We start from the raw sequence: 26,181 nt of genomic DNA, 5'->3' as shown, positions 1-26,181 counted from the left end.
CCTATCCGCCCCGTCGCGCCATTCAAGAGGATGCCCATGCCACGTCGCTGGACGCTGCTTCCTGTCCTATGCCTCGCCCTGACATTTTGCGCCTTCGCGTCGAATGCCGTGGCACAAAACGATTATGGGCTTCCCGAGCTGGGTGGCTCGAGTGCCACCGTCTCGAGCGGTGAAGAACACCGTCTGGGGCGTGCCTGGCTACGCCAGTTCCGCGCCCAGACCGACGAGTGGCAAGACCCCATCGCGCAGGATTACATTCATGGACTAGTGGCACGCCTGTTACCGCATACGGGGGTCCATGACGACACTGTCATCACCCTGGTCGATAGCCGACTTCTCAATGCCTTCGCCGTGCCGGGTGGCGTGGTCGGTGTCAACAGCGGCCTGTTCACCTTCACCGAGAGCGAGGATGCGCTGGCCTCGGTGCTCGCCCACGAGCTCGGCCATCTGTCACAGCATCATTTCGCGCGCCGCATGCAGCGCGTGGAAGAAACACAGCTACCCACCATGGGCGCCATGCTGGTCGGCATGGTCCTCGCTGCAGGCGGCGCTGGCGATGCAGGGCTGGCCACCATGGTCGGCTCGCAGGCGGCGTTCATTCAGGATCAGCTTGCCTATTCTCGGCGCTTCGAGCAGGAAGCCGACCGCGTCGGGCTGGAGGCCCTGGCCGATGCCGGCTTCGATCCGCAGGCCATGCCCGAACTCTTCCGCGCCATGCAACGCCTGGCCAGCCTCCAGGGCGGCAACCCGCCGGAATTTCTGCTCACACACCCGGTCACCGAAGCCCGCATCGCCGATACCCAGGCCCGCGCCGACCAAATGCCCTCGCCCGAACCGCACGATAGCACGGCCTTCAGCCTGATTCGCGCCCGCGCCCTGCTCGCGCTCAATCGCGACAATCCCAACCAGGCCATGACCCAGCTACGTCAGGATGATGCTCCTGACGTAGCGATACGCTACCTGCAAGCGCTGATCGATGCCCACAACGGTCATACTGCACAGGCACTCGACGCGATCGACCAGTTAAGCGCGGCACAGCCGGATCTTTCGATGCTGCCGGCCAGCGCAGCCCAGGTGGCATTCGACGCCGGCCAGCGCGATGTGGCATTGACCCGCGCCCAGCGGATCCTGCGGTTGCAACCGGACTACCGCCCAGCGCAGCTCATCGAGGCAGAGGTCCTGCTGCAGCAAGACCCACGCCAGGCATACGACATCTTGCGCCGCATGAGCGATCAATATCCCGAGGATCCGCAAGTCTTCTCTCTGCTCGCCGAGGCCGCCGGGCGCAGCGACCGCAACCTGTGGGGTATGCTCGCCCGCGCCGAGCAATTGCAGCTGACCGGTCATATCGACCGCGCCATCAAACAGCTCGACATCGCCGAAGAGACGGCACGCAATCAGGGCGACTTCGCCATGGCCAGCCGCTTAGGCGAGCGCCGCAAGGCCTATCTGGGATACCGACGGGCACTCCAAGACTTCTAGCGGTATACGAAAACTGCCGTCAATGACGCGGTATGCGCTCGTCGCGCGGGCTGATGCCGAAATGATTACGGTACGCCGTGGAGAAATGCGCCCCGGAGGAAAATCCCGTGGACAAGGCAATGTCGCCGACCGCCTGCTCGCTGTCGCGCAGCAACTGACGGGCCTTCTGAAGACGCAGCTCCAAGTAGTAACGGCTAGGCACCGCCTGCAGGTACTTCTTGAACAATCGCTCCAACTGCCGCCGAGAAATCCCCAGGTGTTCCGCCAGCTCGTGGGTGGTCAGCGGCTCTTCGATGTTCGACTCCATCAGCGTCACCGCGTCGACCAGGCTCTGCGGTGCGTGCGAGAGACGCGCGCGCAGCGGCACTTGCTGTGGCTCATCCGCCATGCGGATCCGCTCACAGACGAAGTGCTCGGAGACGCGCTCGGCCAGCCGCGCGCCATGCTGCTGCGCGATCAACGTCATCATCATGTCCATCGCTGCCGTGCCGCCCCCGCAGGTCAAGCGATCACGGTCGATCTCGAACAGCTGATGCGAGACATGCACGCCGGGAAAGTCCCGCGTGAAGGCATCGGCCCCGGCGACGTGCAACGTGACCCGATAGCCCTCCAGTACGCCAGCGCGTGCCAGCACCTGGGTACCGCCGGCAATACCGCCCAGCATGACCCCGCGTGACGCCAGCCGTTGCAGCCAGCCATGCAAGTCGGGGGATTCGCTCGCTGGCGACGAACTCACGCCGCACACCATGAGCATATCCAAACGCTGGATATCGCTGCCTGCCACGCTTTCCGGCGTCAACGCCAACTCCGCAGCGCTTTTCACCGCGCGCCCATCGAGCCCGAAGGTCCGTGGCACATAGAGCCGACGCTCGGCCAGCAAGTTAGCGACGTGCAACGGCTCCATGGCGCAGGCCTGCGCCAGCAGCGAAAATCCCGGCAACAGCAAAAACCCCACCTGGCGGGGTGCATCGCGGCGCTCTTCACTCCCTGACATCGAGCAGCGCCTCCACCAGCGCATCCGTCTCGCGGTCGATATGCGCGGCACGCGTGGCGAGCTCGTCCAGCGCGTCGCGCATATCGGGCATCCGATCACCCAGTGAGGCCAGATCGCGAGCCTTTTCCTCGTGCTCGAGCAGCAGCGCGGTATCGTTGAGCGTCTCCGTCAGCGGCCGCATCTGCTCGCGCGAGGTGGCAAGCGCCTGGCGGATGTCTTCATAGCGTTCTCGGGACTCGGCCAATTGCCGCTCGCTGAGTTTGCGATAACGCTCATCGTGGTAATCGTCGAGCTCCTCGCGCCATTCGGTGAATACCGCCTCGGCCGCCTCGTCGGCGTCATCGAGCCGCCAGACCAGGTCGCGCTGCGCGTCGTCGCTTTCATCAAGCGCATGCGTCAGTGCCTCGCGCTCACGTGAGAAGGTACTCGGCGAGGCGGAAAGCGCCAGCTCCAGGCGCGACAAGGCGCTGTCCAGTGCCTCCCGGGCACGTTGCTGAGCCTGCCGGGCGGCGTCGACGCGCTCCGCCAGCACCTCGCCGCGCGACACGCCAAGGCGCTCCATCGAGGTGTAATACGGTGAGCTCTGACACCCAGCGAGCAGGCCCAGCAACACGACACACAGCCCCCAGCGCAACGCGCGGGAAAGGCGCTCGGACGCGACGATCACAGTTGCACGACGTCGAACTCCGCCACGGGGTCGACGTCCGCCTCGTAATCGACATCTTCGCGCTCGAAGCCGAACAGCTTGAGAAAGTCGTGCTTGTAGCCAGCGTAGTCGGTCAGCGTGAAGAGATTGTCGGTGGTCACCTGCGACCATAGCTCCTTGCACGGCTGCTGCACGTCGTCGCGCAGCTCCCAATCGTCGAGACGCAGGCGCCCCGCTTCATCGGTATCCGGCTCTTGAGATGAATAGAGACGCTCGGCATACAGGCGATTGAGCTGATCGATGGTGCCCTCGTGCAGGCCCTTCTCTTTCATGATCTTGTAGACCATCGAGATATAAAGCGGCATCACCGGGATCGCCGCGCTGGCCTGAGTCACCACCGACTTGAGCACCGCCACATTGGCGCTGCCCCCTTCCTTGGACAGACGCGCGTCGATTTCACCGGCGGCGCGGTCCAGGTCTTCCTTGGCCTTGCCCAGCGCGCCATGCCAGTAGATCGGCCAGGTAATCTCGGTGCCGATATAGCTGAACGCCACACTGCGAGCGCCCGGCGCCAACACGCCCGCCTCGTCCAGCGCATCGATCCAGAGTTCCCAGTCCTCGCCGCCCATGACGGTGATGGTATCGGCGATCTCCTGCTCGGTGGCCGGCTCTACGGAAGCCTCGGTGATGGCATCCTTGTTGGTATCGATGGCCGTGGCGGTATAGGTCTCGCCGATGGGCTTGAGGGCGGAACGCTTGAGTTCGCCGCTATCGGGCATCTTGCGTACCGGCGAGGCCAGCGAGTACACCACCAGATCGATCTGACCCAAGTCCTGCTTGATCAAGTCGATGGCCTTGGTGCGCGCCTCGTGCGAGAAGGCATCGCCATTGATCGCCTTGCTGTAAAGGCCTTCTTCCTTGGCGAACTTGTCAAACGCCGCCGAGTTGTACCACCCCGCCGTTCCCGGCTTCTTCTCGGTGCCCGGCTTCTCGTAGAAAACCCCGAGGGTCGACGCCCCGTAACCGAAGGCCGCGGTGACACGCGCGGCCAGGCCATAGCCGCTGGAAGCGCCGATCACCAACACCTTCTTCGGGCCGTTTTCCTGTTCGCTTGGCGGAATGTTCGCACGCGTGGTGGCAATCTGCTCGGCGACATTGCGCTCGCAGCCCTTGGGATGCGTCGTAGTGCAGATGAAGCCACGAACCTTGGGTTTGATGATCACAGAGGAAACCTCTTTGCTGACGTCATTCGTTGATCGCGGTTGGAACCGCCACGGGGAAACACGCGCCAATGCACGGTTTCTTTATTGTGGGGCATTCTAGCGGGTGATGGCGTCCATGTCCGCACCCCCTTGCTCGTCATGGACGAGTGGCCGAAGATGCCCCCTCACAGCGAAGGCCCAAAAACATGCACGACCCCAACGAGCTTGAAACCCTATTGGAACGCCGTGGCGCCCTGTGGCTAGCGCTCTCGCCCCTTTGGCTCGAGCGCGAGCCCCGGGAACGCGAATATCTCCGCATGCTCGAGGTGGTCGAGACACAAGGCCATACCCCTCAGGAGCTGGAAATGATCTATCGGCTAGAAATGGCGCCGGTCATGTCGCGTCGCCAAATGTCGGTGGCCGGCGAATGGCGCGCCTTCGACGAGGACCGCCTGCTGCTCGACCTGGCACGCCACACGCGTCGCTTGCATGGCTGGCGCAAGGGCTTTTGGCTGCTGTTTTCCGGGTTGACCACGATGATGAGCCGGCCGCGTTTCGACATCTTGATCGAACGTCTGCATGCAACCTCGCCATGAGCCGTACAAGCGTCATGCCGAGAACGGAATGTCCAGTGCCCGCTCGATATCCGCCGCCATGCTGCGCGGCGAGACGCGCGGTGCGAAACGCCGAATCACATGACCATCGCGCCCCACCAGGAACTTGGTGAAGTTCCACTTGATGGGGGTGCTGCCCAGCACGCCCGGCGCCTGGCGGCGCAGCAACACGAATAGCGGATGGGCATCGCGCCCGTTGACGTGAACCTTTTCCATCACCGGAAAACTGACCCGATATTCACGCATGCAGAAGGCGCCGAACCCCTCGGCCGACTCCGGCGTCTGGCGACCGAATTGATTGCAGGGAAACGCCAGCACGGTGAAACCTTGGTCGTGATAACGGCGATACAGCCACTCGAGTTCCTTGAGTTGCGGCGTATAACCGCAGCGGCTGGCGACATTGACGATCAACAGCACTTGCCCGCGCAGTGCGCGCAGATTGAAGGGCTCCATCCGGTTGGTATGGCAATCCTGGCTATATAGCGTCATGGCGGTCGCGCATTGCGTTCATCGTCGGGGATACCTCATTCATTGTCGTCCGCCTGCGGCAGGGCTTCAATCGTCCCGTGCCATCAACCAGCCTTGGGCGAGCATGCGTTCCAGCGCGACGCGACTATCCGGCGTGGCGTCTTCCAAAGCCAGCGCGGCCTCCACCGTCAACCAGGTGGCGTCGGCGACTTCATCCTCCTGCAGGACCAGCGGCCCATCGTAATCGGCCAAGAAGGCACTGCCATGAATGAAGTTACCGCCATCGGTATAACGAAACGTGAAACACGGCGTCAACGACACGCCTTCGATGCCGAGCTCTTCGGCCAGCTCACGACGCGCAGCGACATGCTCCGCTTCTCCCGCACCGACCACGCTACCGGTGGCCAAATCATGATAGCCGGGGAAAACTTCTTTGGTCAGTGTGCGGCGCTGCACGCATAGCTCGCCTCGACCATTGCGCACGAACACGTACGTCGCGCGGTGCCAGAAGCGAAAGCGCCGCATCAGCCGACGCGAGGCGCTGCCGCAGGGGCGATTGTGGGCATCGACTAGTTGGATGCGCTCATCCTTGATGACCGGCTCGGGTAGCGCCCCTGGTGTTGCGGAAGACGACAGCGTGACCATGGTGTGTCCTGTGACGTGTCGATGCGTAAAGAACTCAGCATGCCAGAGGCCGGGCATCGCGTCATGTCGAATACACTAATGAACATGTAAAAGGCCTACCCCAGACGCGTGGAGGCACACCTCAAGCGGGGCTATCGCAGGCTTGGCAACGTCGTGGCGTCGCGCGCTGTGTCAGCGCACCGATGAAGGCGGCGAGCGACAACGCCGCCACGACACCGCCATACACGTATGTCGTCGGCAGCAGCCCCATGTGCTGTGTCGCCACGCCGCCGACCATGGCCAAAAGGCTGGCAGACAAATAGCAAATGACGTAGAACGCCGCCATCAACGCCGAGCGCTCGGAGGGCGGAGCCAAAGGCATCACCGTACGCATGGCTCCCATGAACGCCGCGCCGAAGCCGATCCCCGCAAAGGCTGTGCCGCTCAACAGCACCGCTACGCTGCGCCAATACACACCTAACAACAGCACGCTCATGCCGACGATCAAGCAGCCCGTACCGATCAGCACGGCCACACGAGGCGGCTTGGCCCGCAGCGTCAACACACTGATGGCACCCACGCAGGGCAGCAGGAACGTAATCAGACAACCGATCAGCGGGTTATGGATACCGCTGACGGTCTCCACCAGCGTGGGGCCCAGCGACAGCGAGAAGCCGCCTAGCGCCCAGGACGAAATCACTGCCGACACCACGCGCATCAGCGGCCCTCGGACAGGCGGCGGTATATAGGCACGTGGCCGCAACGAGGCCCATGCGCCCGGGCGCGGCGTCACGCTCTCGCGGATGCGCCCTAGCAGCAGGCCTTGAACCACCAGAACCACGGCCAAGAGTGCGTACACCAGGTGCAGCGGCGCGGGCGCATACGTTACCAAGATGCCTGCAATCAGGGCGCCGATGCCCATACCGAAGAGCGGCGCGATACTCGCCATGACGGGTCCACGCTGGTGGTCGCTATCGAGCATGGCCGCCGCCAGCGCGCTGGTCACGACACCGGTGGCGATGCCCTGCAGAATACGCGCCAGCATGAGCCACGCCAGGCTATCGGCCCAGAAGAACACTCCCAGCGATAGGATTTCGCCCACGATCGCACCCGCCACCACTGGCCGCCGGCCGATATGATCCGACAACGATCCGGACACCAGTAACGCCACCAGCAAGGCGAACACGTAGCTGGCAAACACCAGTGTGAGCATCGTTGCCGAGAAGTGCCACGTCGTTTGATAGAGGCGATAAAGCGGCGTCGGAGCGCTGGATGCCGCCAGGAAGGTGATCATCAGGATGGCGTAATACGTCAGTTGCCCGAGGCGCGGCGCCGGGTAAGCATCCGTCGTACCCGTAGATGAAGGCGGTGTCATGATGAAGTCCATTAATGCTAAGATTATGCTTTAGTCGCAGTCTGAACTTAGCAGGCTCATAAAGCAAATATTTTGCGTTAGGTGACCATGGCCATCAAAGAAGCCGTTCGTCCCGGGGGACGCAGCGCGCGGGTGCAAGAAGCCGTGCATCACGCGGTCCGCGAGCTGCAGATCACCAAATCCCGCGAAGAACTCAGCGTGCCCCAGATCGCGAACAAGGCCGGCGTGACGCCGTCGACGATCTATCGTCGCTGGGGGAATCTTGCCGAGCTGCTGGCAGACGTGTCCCTCGAGCGCCTGCGCCCCGACGACGAACCGCCGCAGACCGGTTCCTTGGCGGGCGACCTACAGGCTTGGGGCGAGCAATATCTCGACGAGATGACCTCGCTACCCGGCCAGTGCATGCTCAGCGATATCATGGCCAGCGCCGAACGTGAACGACGTGAACGCTGCTACCGTTACAGTGAAACGATCATGGCGTGCTTGCGTGAACGTGCCGTGAAGCGCGGCGAAGCCACGCCATCGGTCGAGGACTTGATGGACGGCGTGATCGCGCCGATGACGTACCGGCTACTCTACGACCTCGATACGGCGACGCCCGCGCGCCTCAGTCGCTGGATCGCGCAGACGCTGCCAAGCGCCGACTCGCCCGACTAACCCCACCAGGGTCGCATTGACCCCGGTATCACGTCTGGCCATGCTCGAAGCACGACGCATCCCCTTGCCGTCTTCAGGAGTCGCTTCCATGGCCGATCATGCCGCTCGCACTCATCTCGCTACGCACGAGGTCACCAACCAGCCGTTGCTCGGTGGCGACCATGACCTCCTGGCAGAGGACATCGCCCTGCGTGAGACTCTGGCCCGCGAAGCCCCGGCTTGGGTCGCGACGCGCCTTGCCCCACTCGCCCGCGAGGCCGGGCGTGATACCTGGCAAGCCATCGCCGACGAGGCCAATCGCCATCCTCCCGAGCTACGTTTGTTCGACCGGCACGGGCGCAGGCTCGACGAAGTGCACTACACCGAGGCCTATCATCGCTTGATGCATCTCGCCTGCGATGGCGGCTGGCAGGCGGTGGCCTGGGAACATGAAGGCAACGGCGGTCATCAAGCGCATATCGCCGCGCTGTATCTCTTGACCCAAGTCGAGCCGGGATTCTGCTGCCCGATCACCATGACCCACGCCGCGTATCCGGTGCTACGCCACGACAGCGCCATACTCGAGACATGGGGGCCGCGCCTGCTGGCAAACGACTACGACCCTCGCGCCCTGCCCGCCGACGACAAGCGCGCGGCAACCTTCGGCATGGCGATGACCGAGAAACAAGGCGGCAGCGACGTGCGCCGCAACACCACCCACGCGACACACCAGTCGGATGGCAGCGTACGCCTCACCGGCCATAAGTGGTTCTGTAGCGCCCCGATGTCGGATGCCTTCCTGACCCTCGCACAAGACGACGCCGGCCTCGGTTGCTTCCTGGTGCCACGCTTTCGCCCCGATGGCGAACGCAATGGCATTCAGCTACAGCGCCTCAAGGACAAGTGCGGCAACCGCGCCAACGCCTCTGCGGAAATCGAGTATGCCGATGCCTGGGCGCACCCTATCGGCGAGCCAGGGCGCGGCGTCGCCACCATTCTCGAGATGGTCCAGCAGACCCGGCTCGATGCCGCCACTGCACCCGCCGGCATGATGCGCCAGGCGACGCTCGAAGTCTGGCGCCACGTTCAGGGCCGCGAAGCGTTCGGTAAACGCCTCGCCGACCAGCCGCTGATGCAGCGCGTGATCGCCGACCTGGCGCTGGAAACCGAGGCCAGCCTGGCACTCTGCCTACGCACGGCGCGCGCCTTCGATGGCGCCTCCCGAGACCCGCATGAGCACGCCCTGGCGCGCCTGCTCCCCGCGCTGGCCAAGTTCTGGCACAACAAGCGTGGTCCAGCGTTCATGGCTGAAGCCATGGAATGTCTCGGCGGTATCGGCTACGTCGAGGAGGCGCCGCTCGCGCGGCTTTACCGCGAGGCGCCGGTGAATTCGATATGGGAAGGCTCGGGCAATGTCATGTGCCTGGACGTGATGCGCGTACTGGCCCGCCATCCGGAAAGCATCGCCGCCCTGCGCCAGGAGCTCGCTCTGGCACGCGGCGCGCATCCCGATTTTGACCGGGCGCTCGAGGCCCTCGAACGATGCCTCAAGGCCACGCCGGACGTACTGGAAGCGCAGGCGCGCTGGTTGACCCAGCGCCTCGCACAATGCCTACAGGCCGCATTGCTATTGCGTCATGCGCCCATCGCCATCGGTGAGATCTTTTGTGCTGCCCGCCTCGGTGAGGAGGCTTCGCCGCTGTTCGGTGTCTTGCCGTCACACGCACCGCTGGACGCCATTCTTGAGCGAATCGAGACCTGACAGCAGTTTCAACGGCCCATCAACCGATGACGATGCGCAGCGCCAGCCCCAACAGCAGGACGCCCGTCGCCCGATTGATCCAATGCGCACGCGCCTGAAGCCAGGGCAAAACCGCCGAATGCGAGAGCGCCAGCGCCACCAGCACGTACCAGCCGGCATCGATCAGTGACGCGGTCGCCACGATCATCGCCTTGGCCCCCGCGCCCATGTCGGCGCTGACGAACTGGCTCAACAAGGCCACGAAGAACAGAATCAGCTTGGGATTGGCCAACGCCACCAATACGCCGTCCCGCGCAGCCACCCCAGGCCGGCTCGCCACACCGCCTGTTTCCAAGGCGCCGCCCCTGCCAGCGCGCAACGCCTTCACGCCAAGCCAGGCCAGATAGGCCGCCCCGCCCCAGGTGATGGCCTTGAACAATACCGGCTGATGCACGATGACCGCGCCCAAACCCCACACGGTCAGCGCCGCGTAGAAGCCTACGCCCGCCGCGTGGCAAACGCTCGCGACGACACCCGGTACGCGCCCGCCGCCTAATGTATGGCGCAGCACCATCGCCAGGCTCGGCCCCGGCGACATCGCCCCCATGGCGCAGACGGCCGCCAGCGACAGCCATAAACTCAATGACATCGCACAGGCCCCGTCATGAAATGAGCGTACAACTTAAAATCAGCGCTCAACTTAGCGGTCGGCGTCCTTCATGCGACCCTGACAGTCGCGCTCGATGACGTTGCGTTCACCCTCGTCGTTCTCGCGATACAACATGCCGTTGTCGCCTTTGGTGTGCCAGACGTAAGCGAGCTGTTCGTCGTCGCTGGCATAGCGCGCGCCGGAGCCCGAGGCGATTTGGTGCATGGGGATGGAGTCGTGACCGTAGCTCAGCATGGCGCGGTCAGTATCGGCGTCATATTGGAAATAGGTCACCGACAGCGATGTCTCCCCCTCACATTGGTAAATCTGGGTATGCTGATCGACGCGATCGGCATCGCCACCTTGCATGGCGCACCCTGTCATCAAGGTCGCTAGCGCCAACAGGGTAAGACTCACAGATTTCATCGGAACTCCTTATCCAGGATCTTTATCCAGGAATATCATGATGGAAGCGCAATACGACGCGACGTGCTCGAAGGCGTATCGCAGCTAATTTATGATCGTACAATAATATCGCAGACATCCTAACCTTAAACGACGCGTGCCGCGCCCACCTGCACAATATCATCGACACCTATCGCCAGATGGGGTTTACCACCGCCCTGGACGATCTCGGCAAAGGCCACGCCAATCTCGACCTGCTCGTCGACCTACGTCCCGACAAGCTCAAGATCGACCGCGCACTGGTCATGGATTGCCATCAAGACACACGCCGCCAGGTACTGCTCAAGGCGGTCGTCGATATTGCCAGGCAATTGGAAATCGACCTCGTGGCCGAAGGCATCGAGTGCCGGGAAGAAGCCCGCTGGCTCCATGAAGAGGCCGGCATCGTGCAGCACCAAGGCTTCTATTATGCGCGTCCCGCGTTCGAAGCACTGCCCCCTATTCATGGCTTCGCGGCTTCCTAGCCCCTAAATGCAGCGACCCCGACACGCATGCCGGGGTCGCTGTGCTTCTCCTACCCTATCGAGCCGTCAGGCATCGTCGGGCAACGCATAGGCGATCACGTAGTCACCGCTAGGGGTTTCCATGAAGTGGTGCCCCGTGGCGACGATCACCAGATACTGACGACCATTCGCCTCGTAGACCATCGGGTTGGCCTGACCGCCCGCCGGCAGCGGCGCTTGCCACACGGTCTCGCCACTCTCGATGTCGATCGCGCGGATCAGGTCATCGGTCGCCGCAGCGATGAAGATCAGGCCGCCGGCCGTGACCACCGAACCACCGTTATTGGGCGTGCCGATATCGATGGGCAAGCCGGAACGAATTCCCCACGGGCCGTTGGCGCGCGCCGTACCCAACGGGCGATCCCACAGCGTATCGCCACTGGCAAGCTCGATGGCGCGGATATGGCCATACGGCGGCTGCTTGCACAACATACCGGTATAAGGAACGCGCCAGCCGGCATTGACATTGATGGCGTAAGGCGTATTGGCCTGCGGATCGCCCGCGCCTTCGGCGCCGCCGCTGTCGCTATCGAGCTCCTCGCGAGGCTTCCAGCCCAGTTCATTGGCCACATCACGGGGCACTAGCTCATTGTAGTTGGGCATATCATTGTAGTTGGCGATCATCACGCCACGCCGAGGATCGATGGAGACACTGCCCCAGTCGGAGCCCCCATTATAGCCAGTGTACTGAATCCACGGCTGATCGGCGGTGGGCGGCGTGTACATGCCCTTCCAGCTGGCTTGCTGGTACTGGATACGGCAGAAAAGTTGATCGAAAGGCGACATGCCCCACATGTCCTTCTCGTTGATGTCGGGCTGACGCAGCGTGGCATAGTTCGAGAAGGGTTGGGTTTTGCTACGCTCCTCTGGCTCGGCGCCGCCCTGGGGAACCGGACGCTCCTCGGCGCCGCCGCCTAGCAGTTCGCCGGTCTCGCGGTTGAAGACGTAGATCTCGCCCTGCTTGGTGGGCATCACCAATGCCGGCACCTCGCCCTCGTCGGTGGGGAAGTCGATCAGCGTCGGCTGCGAACCGGGGTCATAGTCCCAGACATCCTTGTGGGCGGTCTGGAAGTGCCACTCGGGCAGCCCGGTCTCGACGTTGAGCGCCACCATCGAGCTAGCCCACTCGTTTTCTTCCGGCGTGCGCGAACTGCTCCAGTAATCGGCGGCGCTATTGGCCATCGGCAGATAGACCAGACCGAGCTGGCTATCGCCGGCGGCTGTCGTCCACATATTGGGAGAGCCACGCACATACGTTTCGTCACCGCTCAGCGGTTCGCTCTGCTCAGGACGACCCGCATCCCAGGCCCATTCGAGCTCGCCGGTCACGGCATCGAAACCCTTGATGACGCCGGAGGGCGGATAACGACGCTGGCCATCGAGCACCTGGTGACCGGTGACGACCACATCGCGCACCACCACTGGCGCGGAGTTGATGGAGACGTAACCGTCCGGCGTCTCGCCCATGTTCTTCTTGATGTCGACCTGGCCATCGTCGCCGAAACCGGTACACGGCTCGCCAGTCGCGGCATCGACTTCGAGCATACGACCATCGAGCGTGCCGGAAATGATGCGGGCGCGGCAGCTCTGCGAATCGCCATCATCGCCACTGGCCAGATCGTCGAGACGGTCATCCGGTACCTCATAGTACGTAACGCCACGACAGGCGGCTGTATAAGGAATCGCATCCTCGGATACTTGCGGATCGTAGCGCCAGTTCTCTTCGCCACTATCGGCATCGAGCGAGATCAGAATATTGCGCGAGGTGCATAGGAACACGTCGTCACCGACCTTGAGCGGCGTGGTTTCTGCGCCCCAGCGATGATCGAGCAAATCGCCGGTGCGGTATTGCCACGCCACCTCGAGATCACCGACGTTGTCCGGGGTAACCTGGTCGAGCGGCGAGTAACGCGTCGCGGCACTGTCGCGTCCGTAGGCGACCCAATCCTCATCGTCGGGCGTATCCGCGGGCTGGGCGCCGCCGACATCGGTCGCCAATGAATTCTCGGCGACGTCCGGCACGTCCTCGAGATGTTGATAACCGCGCGGCACGAACGCCAAGGCCCCGGCGACGATCAGCCCCAGGCACAACACGCCTGCCACCGAGAACCCCGCCTTGCGCGAAGGCCCGCCCCGAAGGCTCGGCATGACCAGAGCGACCAGAATGGCCAGGATCAACGCGACGTCGAGACGCGGAATCCAGCGCCAGTAATTCAACCCGGATTCCCAAGCGGCCCAGATCAGCGTGCCAATGAACACCACCCCATAAATCCAGGCACCGGAAACACGACCACGCAGCAACTGAACGCCGGAGACGAGCATCAGAATGCCCGCGATCGCGTAATACCAGGAACCGCCCAGTGACGCTAGATAAAGCCCGCCGCCGCCCAGCGCGAGGCCGGCGAGCGCAACGATAATACCCACCAGCTTGGCGAACAGCCCGCCAGCCCTGTGGGAAGATGTATTAGTAGCCAAAGCGTTTCTCCTTGAATGACCGTGATCCTTTGCATCGCCGGTAAAAGCGACACGCCACGCGGCTTTAGGCACGTTATCGACGCGCCCTGCCATCTTGATGGCTCGCCCTCAGGATAGAGCAATCAAAGCGTTTTACATAATTGGTTAATAAAAGATATAAAAAACGAAAGGCAGGCAGAACGCTTGGCACGCGCGCACGAACACGCGCGCACGAAAAAAATGGACGCATGTCTCATCGACATCATCAGGAAAAGAAGATAGATAGAAGCTTGTCTTGCTGGAATGACCAGAGGTCATGAAGGAAGGCTGGTGCCCGGGGTCGGACTCGAACCGACACGGTGTCGCCACCGGGGGATTTTGAAATATCCGCGATACCGGACACTAATCGCCTTTACCCGTCAAAACAGTAAGTTACGAAAGGCGCTTTTGACTGTGAGCGCCTTTGCCGGTCTTCGGCGTGGACACTTTGTGGTCACTTTCCACATGAGCGATTTTGAATTCGTCTTGAAAACTGTCACTGACGGCTTTTATCTGCAAAATCATGATGTTACGAAAAATTAAACTGCCAACATACGCCACGAGGCCTCAACGCGGTTGACAGTTGGTTGACAATTCTGACTATTCTCGGTCGTCATTTCGCTCTCTAGAGAAATCACCTTCTCCTAGGACTTCATTGAATAACCGTTGGAACCTTTTTATTATTTTTTCTGAGAAAAAACCTGTAATTGCTGAAACACCGGCGACCCCCCACACATTAAAAGTGTCTATGCTTGGCTCCTTCACAATCCCGGCTCTAAGCAGAAAAAACAAAACTATGGATACAAATAAGGCCACAAAAAGAGAGTGAAAAATCTTCCAAACGTCCGGCCCCATCTTACTCAACAGCGATTCACCAGAGTAAATTCGCATGACTCCACCAAGCATCCCCGATGAGCCTACCACCAAGAATATTTGGAAATCCCTAAGCGTGTCCTCATTGGAAATCGGCAGATTTTGAGCAAAAAACAGAGAAAACACAACAAGACCCACAACGCTAGTAACTAACATTATAAGCAGACTTTTTAAGCCTATCGCTGGCGCTTCATCCTTGTTAACAACCATGCCGCAAAATACTGCGACTATAAAAATTAAAAATAAAAATGCCGGCACTAATATGGTGATTAACAACCCATACTTAAAAACTAGGAAACTTAGAATCAATATATAAACAAAGGCCATCGCGCCATTAACGAGAAGAATGATCTTGTACTTCTCTTCATCCGTCCACAGCCTTACGCTATTATCTTTACTCATTTAGGTACCATCCCCTTTTACTCTCTCGACAATTTTGCCTTCATAATTCAGCCGCATTCGCTCTAATCTTATCCCAGCCACCTCGCACGCCCTATTAAGTATCCTATCCCGTTTTTGGCGTGCCGTGTGCTGGTGACTGGGATCATCCAGCTCTATGACGCAGCAAATGCGAAAATCATCCCTATAACAAAGCACAAAGTCAAAGTGCCATTGTGAAAGCTGCCTAAACAATGCATTAAATTCACGAGAACTCTTGGGATAAGCATCTTCATTCGGCTTGATGATATCGACGACCCGAACCTGAGAAAATATAAAGAACCGGTCTTTATACTTATTCTCTATAACTCGATAGGCTAGCTGTTCCGAAGGTGTCATCAACTGAGCTTTAGCAGTATATGCCTGTCCGGCGTCCATTAGATGTTCGGAAAGGTTCCTATCGTCTATCTTCGGCTCTTGCTTACCGCTGCTCTTGCCTCCCCACCCTTTCTTAAGTTCTTCCCAATCTTTTCTAAGCTCTTCGCCTACATCTTCCATGCTGTTCTTTTTTCTATTTGAAGGGCTACCAAAAAGCCGCCTTCCTAGCCCCCATTCCAATGGTTCCCAGACTGTCACTGTTCCACAATAGGAAATTACCGAGATAGCCAAATAGCTCAATAAAGGGCTTTCTTTTATATAATAAACCAGCACAACCAGAGGAGTATTAAAAACTAATAACAGTGTTGCCAGTGTTATAACACTGCATATGGGCAACTTAATTTTAAGCCATTTCCTGCCAGCGCCTAACCACAGGCTAAACCATATGCCTGTTGCTCCTGCGAACGCTATTATCATTAATACTTCACTTAACGATGAAATTAGCTCCATATTAACACCGATATAAATTAATAATGTTTAATATAATTATCCAAACCCACCCTACGCGTACCAACTATCCACAACCCGCTTGGCTATTCGGTATCCGTTCCCGTCGGCTTAAAGGCGCGACGTGCCTTTTCTATCTCTGGGCTCACCTGCCCTGCTGCTTCGTTCACCTGGTCGGTCATCAGCCACAGCGTGTATTGCGGCCATTGACTGCATATCGCTTGCAGCAGATCTCCCTTAGGAACCCTGCCTGTTTGCTCTATGCCCTCGAGCGTTTTTTTAGCAATACCAACTACTTGCGAAAACTCAGCACGACCTGACGTTTCGACTTCTCTTATCTCGCGGATTTTTTTGGCAAGGTCGTTTGACATATACCTATCTCTGGGTATACTCGGATATAAGGTGTACTTAACTATGAGCATATGCGCAGTCTGACATAGCGCACAACACGCTCCTCAAAGACTAACACAGACAAACAAAGGCAGGTGACAGCATGGAAGAAACGAAAGCACCCCAGATTCCGCCCTTCGTGCCTGTCATGACCATCGAGCGGTTCGCCCAGATGTCCGGCCTAGAGGAAGGCGTGATTCAAGGCCACATCCGTCGTGGCTACCTCCCAACCATCAAGCTGGGCCGCTATCGCGTCATCAACCTGTCTTTGCTGCAAATGCAGTGCCTGGAAGAGGGGGACTGGTCATGAGCGTCTATAGCCTTCAACACGTGGATTCCACCTTTCCCACCCCCGCACGTTTCGTCCGGGTGCTGTGCCACGGCAAGCCCTCCGTGCGTGCCGCCTCCTGCGAGTTGAAAGACGCCCCTCGTCGTGGCATCGCCGCTACCGTGCATGTCCCTTACGTCGCCTACCTCGAAGCCCAGCAACGCTTTCAACGCGATGCCGACTTCGTCGCCGACGATGGCACCCGTCTTTACGACTTCACCTCCCAGGAAGACGCCCTTGCCTTCATGGCCTGGCTTTACGGTATCGACGCCCACGACGCCGCCTTGCTCCTGGCGACCGATACCCAGCACGACACCGAATCCCAAGCCGCTGCCATCCCCAGCGCATCCCCCGCCGTCTCCCACGGCATCCCCGAGGTCCCCAACGCTTCGGCCCGGAACGTGGTGCTTACCCCTCCCGTTCTCCTGGGCACCACCGCCCGGGCCATCTTTTTGGGCACCCCACTTATCCACCCCCGGAGGATCACCCAATGACCACTCCCAAAAAGTCGCCCGTTCGCGTGTTCCTGTATCAGCCGACCCACTCACGGTTGTTGATCCAGGCCGGTACCCACGGGCTTACCCCATCCATCCTAAGCGAAACGCTCATCATGGATGGCCTCTCACGCCTGGAGCGCGGCGATCTATCGGCACTCGATCCCAACACGGTTGAAGCCGCCACCCCGCGACCCAGCTCGGGGCTCTAAAAGATGTTTGTGCCTGCCCGTCACCCGTCGCCCGTCGGTCGCACGGCTTCCCGAGTCGGCGACGCCGCCCCCGTCATACCCTGCGCAGCACGGGTTGACGGGGGTGGCGGAGTCGACTGCCGTGCAACTCGACCGACGGGCACGGGGGCGGCGCAGGTACACGCCTGCCCGGAGCCCCGAGCCTTGAGGGAGCGGGCTTCGCGGTGTCTCCAAGGCCGGGACTACGGCCACGCCGCGCTTTTGTACGCCCAAGCCGAACACCTTTCCCGGATGCTCGGATTCGACGCATCCACCCTCGCAGAGCTAGCCGTGCTTGCTCACCACTGCTTAACCCGTGCAGCCCAGCACACACGCCAAGAAGGAAACCAAGACCATGATTAACACCATTACCGCCCACGTCATCGGCGCCACCCGCTACGAATTCGAAGGCCGTAAGGGCGGCAAACTCGGCATCATCGAAAAGGTCGATCCCGACAACGACAACCAGCTTGGCTTTCAATACGCCACGTTGACCGCGCCCTATGAACTGCTCGATCAGATGCACGCCATCGCCCCGCACCTGCCGTGCAATGTCGAGATCGACGCCGAGATTCGTTCCTCTCAGGGCAAGATGACCATGCACGCCATCGCCGTGCGCCTGCCTAGTAACCAGCGCCAACAAGGGCAGAACACCGCCCCCAAAACTGACGCGAAACCCGACGCCAAAAGCGCGTCATAACCCAGGATCCTGAGCCATGGACGCCGACCAATATCAAAGTCTGTGGCTCCTGATTTATTGCATCGGGCTCATGCTCTCTTTCGGGCTCGGCGCAATAAAAGGGGGCCAGCGATGAACGATGTCAGCTTCATCGTTAGCACCCTGTTCGGTGCCTATGCCCTTGGTTGGGTGTGGGGAAAATCAATGCTTACCTTCAAGCGATTTATGGAAGTCTCAACATGAAAGCTAAACTTCAGTACCTCCAAGCACTCTCGCAAAAAGCTGCCGCCAAGATCGCCACCGCTGGTGCATTGACCCTGAGCGGTATCGGTGTCGCCGCTGCCTCTGATGGTGGGGCAACCTCCTCCGCCTCCGAAGCCTTCGGCGAACTCCAATCTCAGGCCAGCCAGATGGCCTCCGATGCCTGGCCCGTCGTGGTGGGCGTCGTCGGCTCCCTGCTGGCGATCAGCCTGTTCAAGAAATTCGCCAACCGCGCTACCTAATCGGCCGGCGCATCCTGGATCGGGCTACCGATCATCCGGGGGCCTCACGGCCCCCTTTTCATGGGTAAGGTGGTATGAAGCTATCTCCAGGCGTATTTCTACTTCTGCTGACGCTCGCACTGTTCATGCAGGTTCCGCTATCGGCACCTATCAGGGCGGCTACTGGCGGTGGGGGCAGCGTGACCTCACATACCATTAAGCCATGGGATGAAGCCGCCGCCACCGCCAACCTTTACGCCAGGATTTATAGCTCTTGCGACGGCTACCCCTACAGCTACTTCAATATTTCGAATATCCGCCGCGTGAATATGAGTATGTTCTCGACGCGGTGGGCCATGAAGGCCACCGTCTCCTATCACTGCACCGATACACTGGTGACCGACCCCGATATCCTCTCGAGATACACCGAACAATACGGCATGCCGCTTACTGACGAACAATGCCAATCCCAATACGGCGGTTATTCCCGTGTCAATTATTCCCAGGGCGTAGACTCTAGTGGTAGCGGTGCCGTCGATACCGGCGCGTGTTCCATCTCCCTCGCCGATGATGAAGATCTAGAGTGTTTCGATAGGCCGAGCATCCCCACGGGCGGCTTTTGCTATGGCAACCGTGTTGCCACCTCGACGGGCGATCCCACCCAGGTTCCTACGCCCAACTCATCCGGCTCTGAAGATACTGACGACTTACCTGACTACCTCACCCCGGATTCCGATTGCCAGGTCAACTGCGTCACCTTCGATGGCACCACCTACAAAGTCGATCAATCGGCCATCGATACCGGTTACGTGAATTCCCCCGATCTCGATAACTCTGGCGGAGGTTCCGACGATGGCGGATCTAGTGGCGGTTCTGGCGGCGGCGATAGCGGTAGTGATGACGGAACTGATGGCGGCTCGTCTGGCGGTGGCAGTGACGGCGGCGATTCGGGCGACTCAGGCGGCGGTGGCTCTGGCGGTTCTGGTGGCGGTTCGGGCGGCTCTGATAGTGGCTCTGGCGACACCGGCGACGATGACGGCCTCGGCCTGGGCGATGTAATCGACGCCATCAACGACGGCTTTAACGGCCTCGTCGATACCTTCACCGACACCGAGGGCGCGCCCTCTGAAAACGAAATACGCGAAGGCTTCGATGGCGAGGGCGTCAACGATGATGTCATGTCCCAACTCGACGAAGACGCCACCGCCGCCCAAGGCGATCTTAACGACCGCTTTCGCGACTACTTCACCAATGAAGGCAGCGCACTCGGCCAGACCCTCGGCTATGTCCGCGACAAGGTCACGGGCCTGGTACCCGAGGTCTCCTCCGGCGGCTGTACGCCTCTTGTCTTCGGCAGCGGTGAACGCTCATTCACCATCGACTGCGAACACTTCAATCTCATCAAAGCCGCGCTTGCCTGGTTGCTGTACTTCTTCACCGCCTATCAAGTGACCGCGATTGCCTTCTCTTACCGTAACGGCTCGGAGGCATAACCATGGGCGCTTTATTACGTATTCTGCTCACCCGGTTGTCGCCGCTCCTGGAAGAGCTGCTTCGCCACTTCGGCACGCTCCTGGTCCGCTTCTTCCTGTGGCTCAAGGTCGCCCGCTTCGGGATCTTCCTCATCAAGGCCGGCGTCATCCTAGGACTCGTCGAAGTCATGGCGGATCTGATTGCCAGCGGGATAGATCGTCTCATCGTCTCCATGCCGCCCATGCTGGCCGATGGCATTGGCCGGGTGCTGCCAGATAACTTCTCGCTGTGCGTCTCCGCGATCCTGATGGCCAAGTTCGCCGTGTGGGCCTTCACGATCAAAGATCGCCTCATCGGCATGGCGGGGCTCTAATGGCTGTCTACGTCGTCACCGGCAAACTCGGCGCCGGGAAAACCCTCGTCGCGGTGGGCAAGATCAAGGACAAGCTCAACCGGGGGTGCCCGGTCGCCACGAACCTGGATCTTAATCTCGATAAGCTCATCGGCCCCACGCCCAAGAACACTCGCGTTTACCGCATTCCCGACAAGCCTCAGCTTGCCGACCTGGAAGCCATCGGGCAGGGCAATGACACCTACGACGAGGCAAAAAACGGCCTCCTGGTGCTCGACGAGTGCGGCACCTGGTTCAACTCGCGCGGCTGGGCCGATAAATCCCGCCAAGCCGTCATCGACTGGTTTCTTCACGCCCGAAAGCTCGGCTGGGACATCATCTTCTTGATCCAGGATCTCAGCATCATGGACAAGCAAGCGCGGGTCGCCCTGGCCGAACACGTCGTCTACTGCCGTCGCCTGGATCGCCTCTCGCTGCCCTTCATCGGCTCGTTATGGTCGATGTTCGCCGGGGGCAAGATCCCCATGCCCAAGCTTCACCTGGGCATCGTCAAATACGGCGATTCACCGCAAAGCCTCGTTGTCGAGCGCTGGACCTACACCGGTCGCCCGCTCTACGCGGCCTACGACACCAAGCAAGCCTTCTCCGATAACTACCCCCATCAAACCTACATGATGCTGCCGCCGTGGCTCACCCATGGCGTGTTTCGCGTCCCCCGCGATGCGAGGTTCTTCATGCGCATGACCCGGATTCACTGGAAACGCTTCAACCGCCCCTTGCTCACCCTGGGCGGCTTTCTCCTGGGGATCGTCCTCACTACCTCGGTGCTTGTCGTCGATCAGGTCAACGCCCGCAACGACGCCGCGCCCGATCCCGACGCCGCCCCGGTCGATCTCTCACGCTTCACCGATTACCGCATCACCGGTTACGCCCGCCTGGGTGACCGTATCGACTACCGCCTCACCGACAGCGACAACCAGCCCCACACCACCGACGACCTCGAACGCCAAGGCGTCTCCGTCGTCCCGGTCGCGGCCTGTCGCCTTCGCCTAGAACAGGGAGCCCAACATGTTGAAATCGGTTGCTAATCTTGGCCTTGCGCTCATCTTGAGTGGCACGGCACTACCCGCGATCGCCGTCCCGATCGAACTCCAGGACGCCGCCATTCAAGACGTGGTGCGTTGGTACTCGCAGCACACCGGCACGGCCATCGCCATCGATCCACGCGTGGACGGCACCTTGACCGCCTACGCCCCCGATGTGCCCGACGATCAGTTACCCGACTTCTTCCGGGGCGTCCTTGAGGCCAACGGCTACCAACTCGTCCCTGGCGATCCCCCGCGTGTAGTGCCCGGCGAGCAACAAAACGACTTCATGGGCCAACTGGACGTGCCGCGTACACCCCAGGCATCGCGTGTCCTGCCTGTGCAACACCTCCGCGCTCAGGATCTCGCGCCACTGGTCACGGCCTTTCTCTCGCAAACCACGTCCGGCAGCGTCAGCCCCGCCAAGGCACAGGTACTCAACGCCTCCAACTCACTCTTGGTCAGCGGCCCGGAAAAACGCCTCGACGCCCTGGAACGGCTGTTACCGCAACTCGACGTCACCCGCCCCCAGGTGCTGATTCGCGCCGTGCTGTTCGAAACCACCCAAGGCGACACCCTCGATTTCGGCGTGTCGTTCGGTCGCGCTCGCAGTGGCGCGGGTCTTGCCGGGGGCGTCAACACCAACAAGCTGGATACCTCGCTCGCCAGTCCGGGCGGTACCTTCGGGATCTTCGATGGCAACGTGCTGGCCGTCGCCCTCAACGCGCTGCGCAAGGACTCCCACGCCGATATTCTCTCCACGCCCCAAGTACTCGCGCTCTCCGGCGAACGCGGCAAGATCTCCGTCGGTCAGAACGTCCCCTTCATCACCGGGCGCGTTACCGGCGAAGCGGCCAGCGTCGACAGCCCCTTTCAAACCATCGAGCGCCGCGACGTGGGCATTCGCCTCGACGTTACCCCCGTCGTCACACCGGGGGGCCTGGTGGTCATGGACGTCTTCACCTCCTCGGACAGCATCGCCGACTCGCTCACCGCCTCGGATATCGTCACTAACCAACGCTCGATCAATACCACCGTGCAGATCACCTCCGGCCAGGCCGTACTCCTGGGCGGACTCATCAGCAACGAAAGCCGCGAACAGGAATCCAGCGTGCCCGGTCTCGGCGATATCCCGTTGATCGGTCGCTTGTTCCGCTCCACCTCCGATAGCCACCAACGCACCCGGCTTTACGTCCTGCTGCAAGCCACCGTGCTACCGACTCAGGAAGCTAACTCATGAACCAGCCATGCACAGCCCCACCAGACTATACGTATAGTCTGAGCCAGGTATGTACACGCAACGCCTGGATCCCCCTCGCCCAGTGGCTCGCGCTCCTCAGCATGTCGCTCGAGCACGTCACCAAATTTCTATGGCCCGCCTCCGCCTTCACGCCCTGGGCCATCCTGGTTGGGCGTATCGCTTTCCCGCTGTTCGCCGGCATGGTCGCTTGGCACTTGGTCTACAACACGCGCCACCCGATGCGCTACGCCCGTCGGCTGCTCTTGATCGGCTTCATCGCGCAACTGCCCTATGCCCTGGTCGTGACGCCCTTCACGCTAAACGTCTGCTATACCCTGGCGTTCGGGTTGTTCGCCGTGGCCCTGGTCGACCGGCTTACCGACACTCCTTCTCGGCTCGCCGCGGTCATCGTGCTTGGCTGTGTCGGGCTACTCGCGGGCGGCTCTTTCGAATACGCCCACCTGGGCTTACTCCTGGTCCCGGCCTACGTGCTGGCCTTCCGGCATCCGCACCACCTGGCCGCCGTGGTACCTCTCCTGCTGATTGCGGCCTTCATCAATGCACCGCCTCTAGCGCCTCTGGTCAGCCTGCTCACCGCCACGGCCTTGATCGTCATCGCCAGGCAACCCGCTATGCCCCTGCGCCCGATCATCCGCCTTCCGCGTCGTCTCTGGCTGGCCTGGTACCCGTTGCACCTCGCATTGATCGCCTTGTTATTGCCGCTCATTGGGCAGGCGAGACCCGCCCTGTAACACGTCTCGCAAAATACCCTTTATGGGTGCCGTTAATTGACAGTGTTGGACTTTATTGGAGTTTAGAAAAATGGACCGTTGGGAACGCTATTCGGTGGAATCGCTCGCGCAGGGAAACGGAGAGCAAGACGACAAGGGCCGTTTGTTTTTGAGTCCTCAGGGCCAACGCCAGCTAGGGGGAGTTCGCTTCCTGCATACCGGTGTCGACACCGTACGCCAGCTCTACAGCGGGCAACCCCACATGTCCCACCTCAACGATTTGATGACGCGCTATGAGGAAGGACGCGGGGCCACTGTACGCCTGTTCGGGCATACCTGGGTCATCGGGGCCGGGGCCAGTGGATCGGGCTTTCGCTATCGCCTGCAGAACAATGACCTGGGCGTAATCGTCTTCTTCTATGCCCGCCACGTGAAGGTCGAAAGCATCGGTACCCACGTCAAGGTCGAGCTGTCCCCGCACTTCATCCATGAGCGCACCCCCGACGACTGCCAAGCCTTCATGGACACCATTGCCACGCACCTGCTCGAGCACGTCGAACCTATCGGTTGTGCCGTGCATCTGGCCCTCGACGTCCAGGGCTGGGAACCGCCGAGCGACTTCATGGACCGCTTCGTTACCCGCTCCAAGAAGGTCATGCGCATCGACGGCATCGACGAACTCGCCTTTCAGCATGGCAGTATCGCCACCACCTACGGCCACGGCGAAACCTACATGTTCGGCACGGCGGGTGCCTTACAGTGCTGTATCTACAACAAGACCAAGCAGGCCCACGCCACCGACAAGCTTCACTTCTGGGAAAGCATCTGGACCACCACCGGGGGCGATGAGCCCTTTACCAGCGCCTACGATCCCGAGGCACCCGTCTGGCGTATCGAATTCCGCTTCCATCAATCCGTGCTCCGCGAATACGCCCAGGGCACCCCGGTCAACGTCGACACCGGCGAATGCCTCGACATGGATCACGGCTTCAAACGCTTCACCGACACCGTGCCCCACCTCTCTGGCATCTGGCGTACCGCCTTGCAGTCCTACCGCCTGGATCTCACACGCGGCAAGCTCATCGATGCCACCTGGCAACTGTTCCAGGAAGACGCCCGGTTCTACGCCCACACCCCGGATTTCTTCTACAAACGCGCCCGCAAAACCCCCGGCCTCGGCAACGAAAAGAACGTCGCCCTGGTCGTCGGTAACTTGATCTCCATCTACGCCCGTCAAGGCTTCACCGCTGCCCAAGCAATGCGCGGCCTTCATTTCTGCGGGGCCTGGGAAGACATCGCCAATTACTACCGACGCCGGGGTCTGGATCGCGCCCAGCTCCATGAACTCATAAGCCAACGCCTCGTCGAGCGACGATTGCTAGGGAAAGCGGCATAACATGACGATCAAGAAGACCAAGACCGGCTGGCAAGTCGACATTCAACCTGGTGGGCGAGGCTTCAAACGCTACCGGAAGTCGTTTAAGACACAAGGTGAAGCCAAGCGTTTTGAGTCCAAGGTTCGTGCCATAGTGGACGGCGGAGAGACCTACACCCCTCCGAAAAAGGACCGGCGTAAGCTCAGCCACTTCATAGAGTTCTGGTTCCAGGTCCATGGTGGCTCGCTGAAAGATGGCCAGGCTCGGCGCAAAAAATTGCACTACCTATGCGACCTGCTCGGCGACCCCATATTACTGACGCTCAAGCCAAGCGACATTGCCCACTTCCGTCAGCAACGCCTGGAAACCGGCAAGACTCCCAACACCGTTAACCACGATATTGGCTATCTGCGTGCCGTTGTGAATGTCGCCATTCGCATGGACGAGTGGAAAGGGGATAACTCCTTCTCAGCCGTGAAAGCCTTGCGCCTGCCGGAAAACGAACTGACCTATCTCAGCAATGAGCAGATTCAACGGCTATTTGAAGCGCTCAAGATCTCGCGCAGTCGCGATGTCAGCTTGATCGTATGGCTCTGTTTGAAAACCGGGGCACGCTGGAGCGAAGCACAAACGCTACGTAGTGAAATGGTGCGCAATCAAAGCGTCACCTTTGCCAATACCAAGAACGGGCGATCTCGTACCGTCGCCATTTCCGACGACCTCTACCACGCGCTTAAAGCCCATGGCCCTAGTGTTGGGCGCATCTTTCGTCATGACGCTTACGAGGCTTTCACCAACGCGCTGTCCAGGGCCGGCATCACTCTGCCCAGGGGACAACGAACTCACGTGCTCCGGCATACCTTTGCCAGTCACTTCGTCATGAACGGGGGAGATCTACTCACGCTGCAAAAGATCTTGGGCCATCGAACCCTACAAATGACGATGCGTTACGCGCACTTATCGCCAGGCCATCTCAAGGAGGCGGTCAAATTCGGCCCGCGAATCTCGGTTGACACTTCGTTGACACTTTAGGGAAAGCAGGCAAAACCAAGCGAGGGAGGGGAATGCTAAGTGCTTGATTTTGTTGGTGCCCGGGGTCGGACTCGAACCGACACGGTGTCGCCACCGGGGGATTTTGAATCCCCTGCGTCTACCAATTTCGCCACCCGGGCAGCGGAGACGTATTATACGGAGCAGATTGGCGACGTCAATCATTGGGCCTGACTTCGTCGCCTGTCTCGATTATCATAGGCCGCCTTCGTCGAGCGCACGCCGTGCGTGCCTCATCTCCGA

Annotated in this window: 30 protein-coding genes and 1 tRNA gene; 18 read left to right on the top strand and 13 right to left on the bottom strand. The window is 60.4% G+C overall.

The features are described from left to right. The first annotated feature begins 36 nt into the window (after nucleotides 1-36). The gene (locus tag L1075_RS03985; protein WP_246940116.1) at nucleotides 37-1,482 is read left to right on the top strand and encodes a M48 family metalloprotease; all 1,446 of its coding nucleotides are present in this window, start codon (nucleotides 37-39) and stop codon (nucleotides 1,480-1,482) included. 19 nt (nucleotides 1,483-1,501) lie between these two features. Here the strand turns inward: L1075_RS03985 and L1075_RS03980 are convergent, their stop codons facing one another. From L1075_RS03980 to fabV, 3 genes are read right to left on the bottom strand one after another with little or no spacing between them, the layout of a single operon-like run. Continuing rightward, nucleotides 1,502-2,476, bottom strand: coding sequence for a GlxA family transcriptional regulator (locus L1075_RS03980; protein ID WP_246940114.1), 975 nt, complete (start codon nucleotides 2,474-2,476; stop codon nucleotides 1,502-1,504). Then, the gene (locus L1075_RS03975; protein ID WP_246940112.1) at nucleotides 2,463-3,143 is read right to left on the bottom strand and encodes a DUF2959 family protein; all 681 of its coding nucleotides are present in this window, start codon (nucleotides 3,141-3,143) and stop codon (nucleotides 2,463-2,465) included. The genes L1075_RS03980 and L1075_RS03975 overlap by 14 nt, the downstream gene beginning before the upstream one ends. Further along, a complete protein-coding gene (gene fabV, locus L1075_RS03970) occupies nucleotides 3,140-4,345 on the bottom strand; it encodes an enoyl-ACP reductase FabV (RefSeq protein ID WP_246940110.1) in 1,206 nt (401 codons plus the stop codon). The genes L1075_RS03975 and fabV overlap by 4 nt, the downstream gene beginning before the upstream one ends. Before the next feature lie 185 nt (nucleotides 4,346-4,530). Here fabV and L1075_RS03965 point away from each other — a divergent pair, with 185 nt between their 5' ends. Continuing rightward, nucleotides 4,531-4,920, top strand: coding sequence for a DUF7079 family protein (locus tag L1075_RS03965; RefSeq protein ID WP_246940108.1), 390 nt, complete (start codon nucleotides 4,531-4,533; stop codon nucleotides 4,918-4,920). A gap of 12 nt (nucleotides 4,921-4,932) precedes the next feature. On the opposite strand, the gene L1075_RS03960 is transcribed toward L1075_RS03965, so the two are convergent. The 3 genes from L1075_RS03960 to L1075_RS03950 form a co-directional block, all read right to left on the bottom strand. Next, nucleotides 4,933-5,427 carry a glutathione peroxidase gene (locus tag L1075_RS03960; RefSeq protein WP_075368303.1) on the bottom strand — a complete coding sequence of 165 codons (495 nt, stop codon included), beginning with the start codon at nucleotides 5,425-5,427 and terminating at the stop codon, nucleotides 4,933-4,935. Nucleotides 5,428-5,493: 66 nt separating this feature from the next. After that, nucleotides 5,494-6,051 carry an NUDIX hydrolase gene (locus tag L1075_RS03955; RefSeq protein ID WP_246940106.1) on the bottom strand — a complete coding sequence of 186 codons (558 nt, stop codon included), beginning with the start codon at nucleotides 6,049-6,051 and terminating at the stop codon, nucleotides 5,494-5,496. Nucleotides 6,052-6,172: 121 nt separating this feature from the next. After that, a complete protein-coding gene (locus L1075_RS03950) occupies nucleotides 6,173-7,405 on the bottom strand; it encodes an MFS transporter (RefSeq protein ID WP_246940104.1) in 1,233 nt (410 codons plus the stop codon). A gap of 87 nt (nucleotides 7,406-7,492) precedes the next feature. On the opposite strand from L1075_RS03950, the gene L1075_RS03945 reads away from it, so the two are divergent. Next, nucleotides 7,493-8,062: a TetR/AcrR family transcriptional regulator gene (locus L1075_RS03945; protein WP_040242912.1), complete on the top strand. Its 570-nt coding sequence runs from the start codon at nucleotides 7,493-7,495 to the stop codon at nucleotides 8,060-8,062. Nucleotides 8,063-8,150: 88 nt separating this feature from the next. After that, nucleotides 8,151-9,803: an acyl-CoA dehydrogenase family protein gene (locus tag L1075_RS03940; RefSeq protein WP_246940102.1), complete on the top strand. Its 1,653-nt coding sequence runs from the start codon at nucleotides 8,151-8,153 to the stop codon at nucleotides 9,801-9,803. 19 nt (nucleotides 9,804-9,822) lie between these two features. On the opposite strand, the gene L1075_RS03935 is transcribed toward L1075_RS03940, so the two are convergent. Then, entirely contained in the window at nucleotides 9,823-10,431 is a 609-nt protein-coding gene (locus L1075_RS03935; RefSeq protein WP_075368308.1) for a LysE family translocator, read from the bottom strand. A gap of 51 nt (nucleotides 10,432-10,482) precedes the next feature. Beyond that, a complete protein-coding gene (locus L1075_RS03930) occupies nucleotides 10,483-10,857 on the bottom strand; it encodes an MliC family protein (protein WP_040242916.1) in 375 nt (124 codons plus the stop codon). Nucleotides 10,858-10,964: 107 nt separating this feature from the next. Between L1075_RS03930 and L1075_RS03925 the strand changes: the two genes are divergently transcribed. Then, a complete protein-coding gene (locus tag L1075_RS03925) occupies nucleotides 10,965-11,360 on the top strand; it encodes an EAL domain-containing protein (RefSeq protein WP_425531262.1) in 396 nt (131 codons plus the stop codon). Between the two features lie 66 nt (nucleotides 11,361-11,426). On the opposite strand, the gene L1075_RS03920 is transcribed toward L1075_RS03925, so the two are convergent. The 4 genes from L1075_RS03920 to L1075_RS03905 form a co-directional block, all read right to left on the bottom strand. Next, a complete protein-coding gene (locus L1075_RS03920) occupies nucleotides 11,427-13,874 on the bottom strand; it encodes a membrane-bound PQQ-dependent dehydrogenase, glucose/quinate/shikimate family (protein ID WP_343310850.1) in 2,448 nt (815 codons plus the stop codon). 618 nt (nucleotides 13,875-14,492) lie between these two features. Then, nucleotides 14,493-15,167: a hypothetical protein gene (locus tag L1075_RS03915; protein WP_246940096.1), complete on the bottom strand. Its 675-nt coding sequence runs from the start codon at nucleotides 15,165-15,167 to the stop codon at nucleotides 14,493-14,495. Continuing rightward, the gene (locus L1075_RS03910; protein ID WP_246940093.1) at nucleotides 15,168-16,031 is read right to left on the bottom strand and encodes a DUF2726 domain-containing protein; all 864 of its coding nucleotides are present in this window, start codon (nucleotides 16,029-16,031) and stop codon (nucleotides 15,168-15,170) included. Between the two features lie 83 nt (nucleotides 16,032-16,114). Continuing rightward, a complete protein-coding gene (locus L1075_RS03905; protein ID WP_246940091.1) occupies nucleotides 16,115-16,399 on the bottom strand; it encodes a hypothetical protein in 285 nt (94 codons plus the stop codon). Between the two features lie 122 nt (nucleotides 16,400-16,521). Here L1075_RS03905 and L1075_RS03900 point away from each other — a divergent pair, with 122 nt between their 5' ends. The 13 genes from L1075_RS03900 (at nucleotide 16,522) to L1075_RS03845 (ending at nucleotide 25,920) form a co-directional block, all read left to right on the top strand. Further along, nucleotides 16,522-16,728 carry a DNA-binding protein gene (locus L1075_RS03900; RefSeq protein ID WP_246895058.1) on the top strand — a complete coding sequence of 69 codons (207 nt, stop codon included), beginning with the start codon at nucleotides 16,522-16,524 and terminating at the stop codon, nucleotides 16,726-16,728. Continuing rightward, nucleotides 16,725-17,240, top strand: coding sequence for a hypothetical protein (locus L1075_RS03895; RefSeq protein ID WP_246940088.1), 516 nt, complete (start codon nucleotides 16,725-16,727; stop codon nucleotides 17,238-17,240). The genes L1075_RS03900 and L1075_RS03895 overlap by 4 nt, the downstream gene beginning before the upstream one ends. Continuing rightward, on the top strand, nucleotides 17,237-17,452 hold the full coding sequence (locus tag L1075_RS03890; RefSeq protein WP_246940085.1) for a hypothetical protein: 216 nt from the start codon (nucleotides 17,237-17,239) through the stop codon (nucleotides 17,450-17,452). The genes L1075_RS03895 and L1075_RS03890 overlap by 4 nt, the downstream gene beginning before the upstream one ends. 373 nt (nucleotides 17,453-17,825) lie before the next feature. After that, nucleotides 17,826-18,170 carry a hypothetical protein gene (locus tag L1075_RS03885; RefSeq protein WP_246895061.1) on the top strand — a complete coding sequence of 115 codons (345 nt, stop codon included), beginning with the start codon at nucleotides 17,826-17,828 and terminating at the stop codon, nucleotides 18,168-18,170. Nucleotides 18,171-18,186: 16 nt separating this feature from the next. Then, nucleotides 18,187-18,285, top strand: coding sequence for a tail virion protein G7P-2 (locus tag L1075_RS15850; protein ID WP_378093229.1), 99 nt, complete (start codon nucleotides 18,187-18,189; stop codon nucleotides 18,283-18,285). Nucleotides 18,286-18,388: 103 nt separating this feature from the next. After that, nucleotides 18,389-18,652: a major coat protein gene (locus tag L1075_RS03880; RefSeq protein ID WP_246940083.1), complete on the top strand. Its 264-nt coding sequence runs from the start codon at nucleotides 18,389-18,391 to the stop codon at nucleotides 18,650-18,652. 335 nt (nucleotides 18,653-18,987) lie between these two features. Further along, on the top strand, nucleotides 18,988-20,124 hold the full coding sequence (locus tag L1075_RS03875; RefSeq protein ID WP_246940081.1) for a hypothetical protein: 1,137 nt from the start codon (nucleotides 18,988-18,990) through the stop codon (nucleotides 20,122-20,124). A gap of 2 nt (nucleotides 20,125-20,126) precedes the next feature. Then, nucleotides 20,127-20,477 carry a DUF5455 family protein gene (locus tag L1075_RS03870; protein ID WP_246940079.1) on the top strand — a complete coding sequence of 117 codons (351 nt, stop codon included), beginning with the start codon at nucleotides 20,127-20,129 and terminating at the stop codon, nucleotides 20,475-20,477. Further along, nucleotides 20,477-21,544 (top strand): zonular occludens toxin domain-containing protein, encoded by a 1,068-nt coding sequence (locus L1075_RS03865; RefSeq protein WP_246940077.1) that lies wholly within the window; start codon nucleotides 20,477-20,479, stop codon nucleotides 21,542-21,544. The genes L1075_RS03870 and L1075_RS03865 overlap by 1 nt, the downstream gene beginning before the upstream one ends. After that, nucleotides 21,525-22,781, top strand: a complete 1,257-nt coding sequence (locus L1075_RS03860; RefSeq protein WP_246940075.1) for a secretin N-terminal domain-containing protein — start codon at nucleotides 21,525-21,527, stop codon at nucleotides 22,779-22,781. Before L1075_RS03865 ends, L1075_RS03860 begins: the two co-directional genes overlap by 20 nt. Then, the gene (locus tag L1075_RS03855) at nucleotides 22,778-23,533 is read left to right on the top strand and encodes a TraX family protein (RefSeq protein ID WP_246940073.1); all 756 of its coding nucleotides are present in this window, start codon (nucleotides 22,778-22,780) and stop codon (nucleotides 23,531-23,533) included. The genes L1075_RS03860 and L1075_RS03855 overlap by 4 nt, the downstream gene beginning before the upstream one ends. A gap of 70 nt (nucleotides 23,534-23,603) precedes the next feature. Beyond that, complete coding sequence (locus tag L1075_RS03850; protein WP_246940070.1) at nucleotides 23,604-24,908, top strand: hypothetical protein; 1,305 nt, start codon at nucleotides 23,604-23,606, stop codon at nucleotides 24,906-24,908. Between the two features lies 1 nt (nucleotide 24,909). Beyond that, nucleotides 24,910-25,920: a phage integrase gene (locus tag L1075_RS03845; RefSeq protein WP_246940068.1), complete on the top strand. Its 1,011-nt coding sequence runs from the start codon at nucleotides 24,910-24,912 to the stop codon at nucleotides 25,918-25,920. 53 nt (nucleotides 25,921-25,973) lie between these two features. Here L1075_RS03845 and L1075_RS03840 read toward each other — a convergent pair. Next, a tRNA-Leu gene (locus L1075_RS03840) sits at nucleotides 25,974-26,060 on the bottom strand. Nucleotides 26,061-26,181 lie beyond the last annotated feature (121 nt).

The organism is Chromohalobacter beijerinckii (assembly GCF_023061185.1).
GTDB lineage: Bacteria > Pseudomonadota > Gammaproteobacteria > Pseudomonadales > Halomonadaceae > Chromohalobacter > Chromohalobacter beijerinckii.
Note: the sequence above shows the minus strand (reverse complement) of the source record. Positions and strands in the feature narration are given on the sequence as shown.

What these genes read in the sequence shown, in the direction of transcription:
- L1075_RS03845 (WP_246940068.1), top strand. Translation starts at nt 24,910, where the DNA reads ATGACGATCAAGAAGACCAAGACCGGCTGGCAAGTCGACATTCAACCT.
- L1075_RS03930 (WP_040242916.1), bottom strand. Translation starts at nt 10,857, where the DNA reads ATGAAATCTGTGAGTCTTACCCTGTTGGCGCTAGCGACCTTGATGACA.
- L1075_RS03940 (WP_246940102.1), top strand. Translation starts at nt 8,151, where the DNA reads ATGGCCGATCATGCCGCTCGCACTCATCTCGCTACGCACGAGGTCACC.
- L1075_RS03880 (WP_246940083.1), top strand. Translation starts at nt 18,389, where the DNA reads ATGAAAGCTAAACTTCAGTACCTCCAAGCACTCTCGCAAAAAGCTGCC.
- L1075_RS03915 (WP_246940096.1), bottom strand. Translation starts at nt 15,167, where the DNA reads ATGAGTAAAGATAATAGCGTAAGGCTGTGGACGGATGAAGAGAAGTAC.
- L1075_RS03865 (WP_246940077.1), top strand. Translation starts at nt 20,477, where the DNA reads ATGGCTGTCTACGTCGTCACCGGCAAACTCGGCGCCGGGAAAACCCTC.
- L1075_RS03890 (WP_246940085.1), top strand. Translation starts at nt 17,237, where the DNA reads ATGACCACTCCCAAAAAGTCGCCCGTTCGCGTGTTCCTGTATCAGCCG.
- L1075_RS03985 (WP_246940116.1), top strand. Translation starts at nt 37, where the DNA reads ATGCCACGTCGCTGGACGCTGCTTCCTGTCCTATGCCTCGCCCTGACA.
- L1075_RS03960 (WP_075368303.1), bottom strand. Translation starts at nt 5,427, where the DNA reads ATGACGCTATATAGCCAGGATTGCCATACCAACCGGATGGAGCCCTTC.
- L1075_RS03895 (WP_246940088.1), top strand. Translation starts at nt 16,725, where the DNA reads ATGAGCGTCTATAGCCTTCAACACGTGGATTCCACCTTTCCCACCCCC.
- L1075_RS03910 (WP_246940093.1), bottom strand. Translation starts at nt 16,031, where the DNA reads ATGGAGCTAATTTCATCGTTAAGTGAAGTATTAATGATAATAGCGTTC.
- L1075_RS15850 (WP_378093229.1), top strand. Translation starts at nt 18,187, where the DNA reads ATGGACGCCGACCAATATCAAAGTCTGTGGCTCCTGATTTATTGCATC.
- L1075_RS03900 (WP_246895058.1), top strand. Translation starts at nt 16,522, where the DNA reads ATGGAAGAAACGAAAGCACCCCAGATTCCGCCCTTCGTGCCTGTCATG.
- L1075_RS03980 (WP_246940114.1), bottom strand. Translation starts at nt 2,476, where the DNA reads ATGTCAGGGAGTGAAGAGCGCCGCGATGCACCCCGCCAGGTGGGGTTT.
- L1075_RS03935 (WP_075368308.1), bottom strand. Translation starts at nt 10,431, where the DNA reads ATGTCATTGAGTTTATGGCTGTCGCTGGCGGCCGTCTGCGCCATGGGG.
- L1075_RS03860 (WP_246940075.1), top strand. Translation starts at nt 21,525, where the DNA reads ATGTTGAAATCGGTTGCTAATCTTGGCCTTGCGCTCATCTTGAGTGGC.
- L1075_RS03905 (WP_246940091.1), bottom strand. Translation starts at nt 16,399, where the DNA reads ATGTCAAACGACCTTGCCAAAAAAATCCGCGAGATAAGAGAAGTCGAA.
- L1075_RS03965 (WP_246940108.1), top strand. Translation starts at nt 4,531, where the DNA reads ATGCACGACCCCAACGAGCTTGAAACCCTATTGGAACGCCGTGGCGCC.
- L1075_RS03850 (WP_246940070.1), top strand. Translation starts at nt 23,604, where the DNA reads ATGGACCGTTGGGAACGCTATTCGGTGGAATCGCTCGCGCAGGGAAAC.
- L1075_RS03855 (WP_246940073.1), top strand. Translation starts at nt 22,778, where the DNA reads ATGAACCAGCCATGCACAGCCCCACCAGACTATACGTATAGTCTGAGC.
- L1075_RS03955 (WP_246940106.1), bottom strand. Translation starts at nt 6,051, where the DNA reads ATGGTCACGCTGTCGTCTTCCGCAACACCAGGGGCGCTACCCGAGCCG.
- L1075_RS03950 (WP_246940104.1), bottom strand. Translation starts at nt 7,405, where the DNA reads ATGACACCGCCTTCATCTACGGGTACGACGGATGCTTACCCGGCGCCG.
- L1075_RS03885 (WP_246895061.1), top strand. Translation starts at nt 17,826, where the DNA reads ATGATTAACACCATTACCGCCCACGTCATCGGCGCCACCCGCTACGAA.
- L1075_RS03870 (WP_246940079.1), top strand. Translation starts at nt 20,127, where the DNA reads ATGGGCGCTTTATTACGTATTCTGCTCACCCGGTTGTCGCCGCTCCTG.
- L1075_RS03875 (WP_246940081.1), top strand. Translation starts at nt 18,988, where the DNA reads ATGAAGGCCACCGTCTCCTATCACTGCACCGATACACTGGTGACCGAC.
- L1075_RS03945 (WP_040242912.1), top strand. Translation starts at nt 7,493, where the DNA reads ATGGCCATCAAAGAAGCCGTTCGTCCCGGGGGACGCAGCGCGCGGGTG.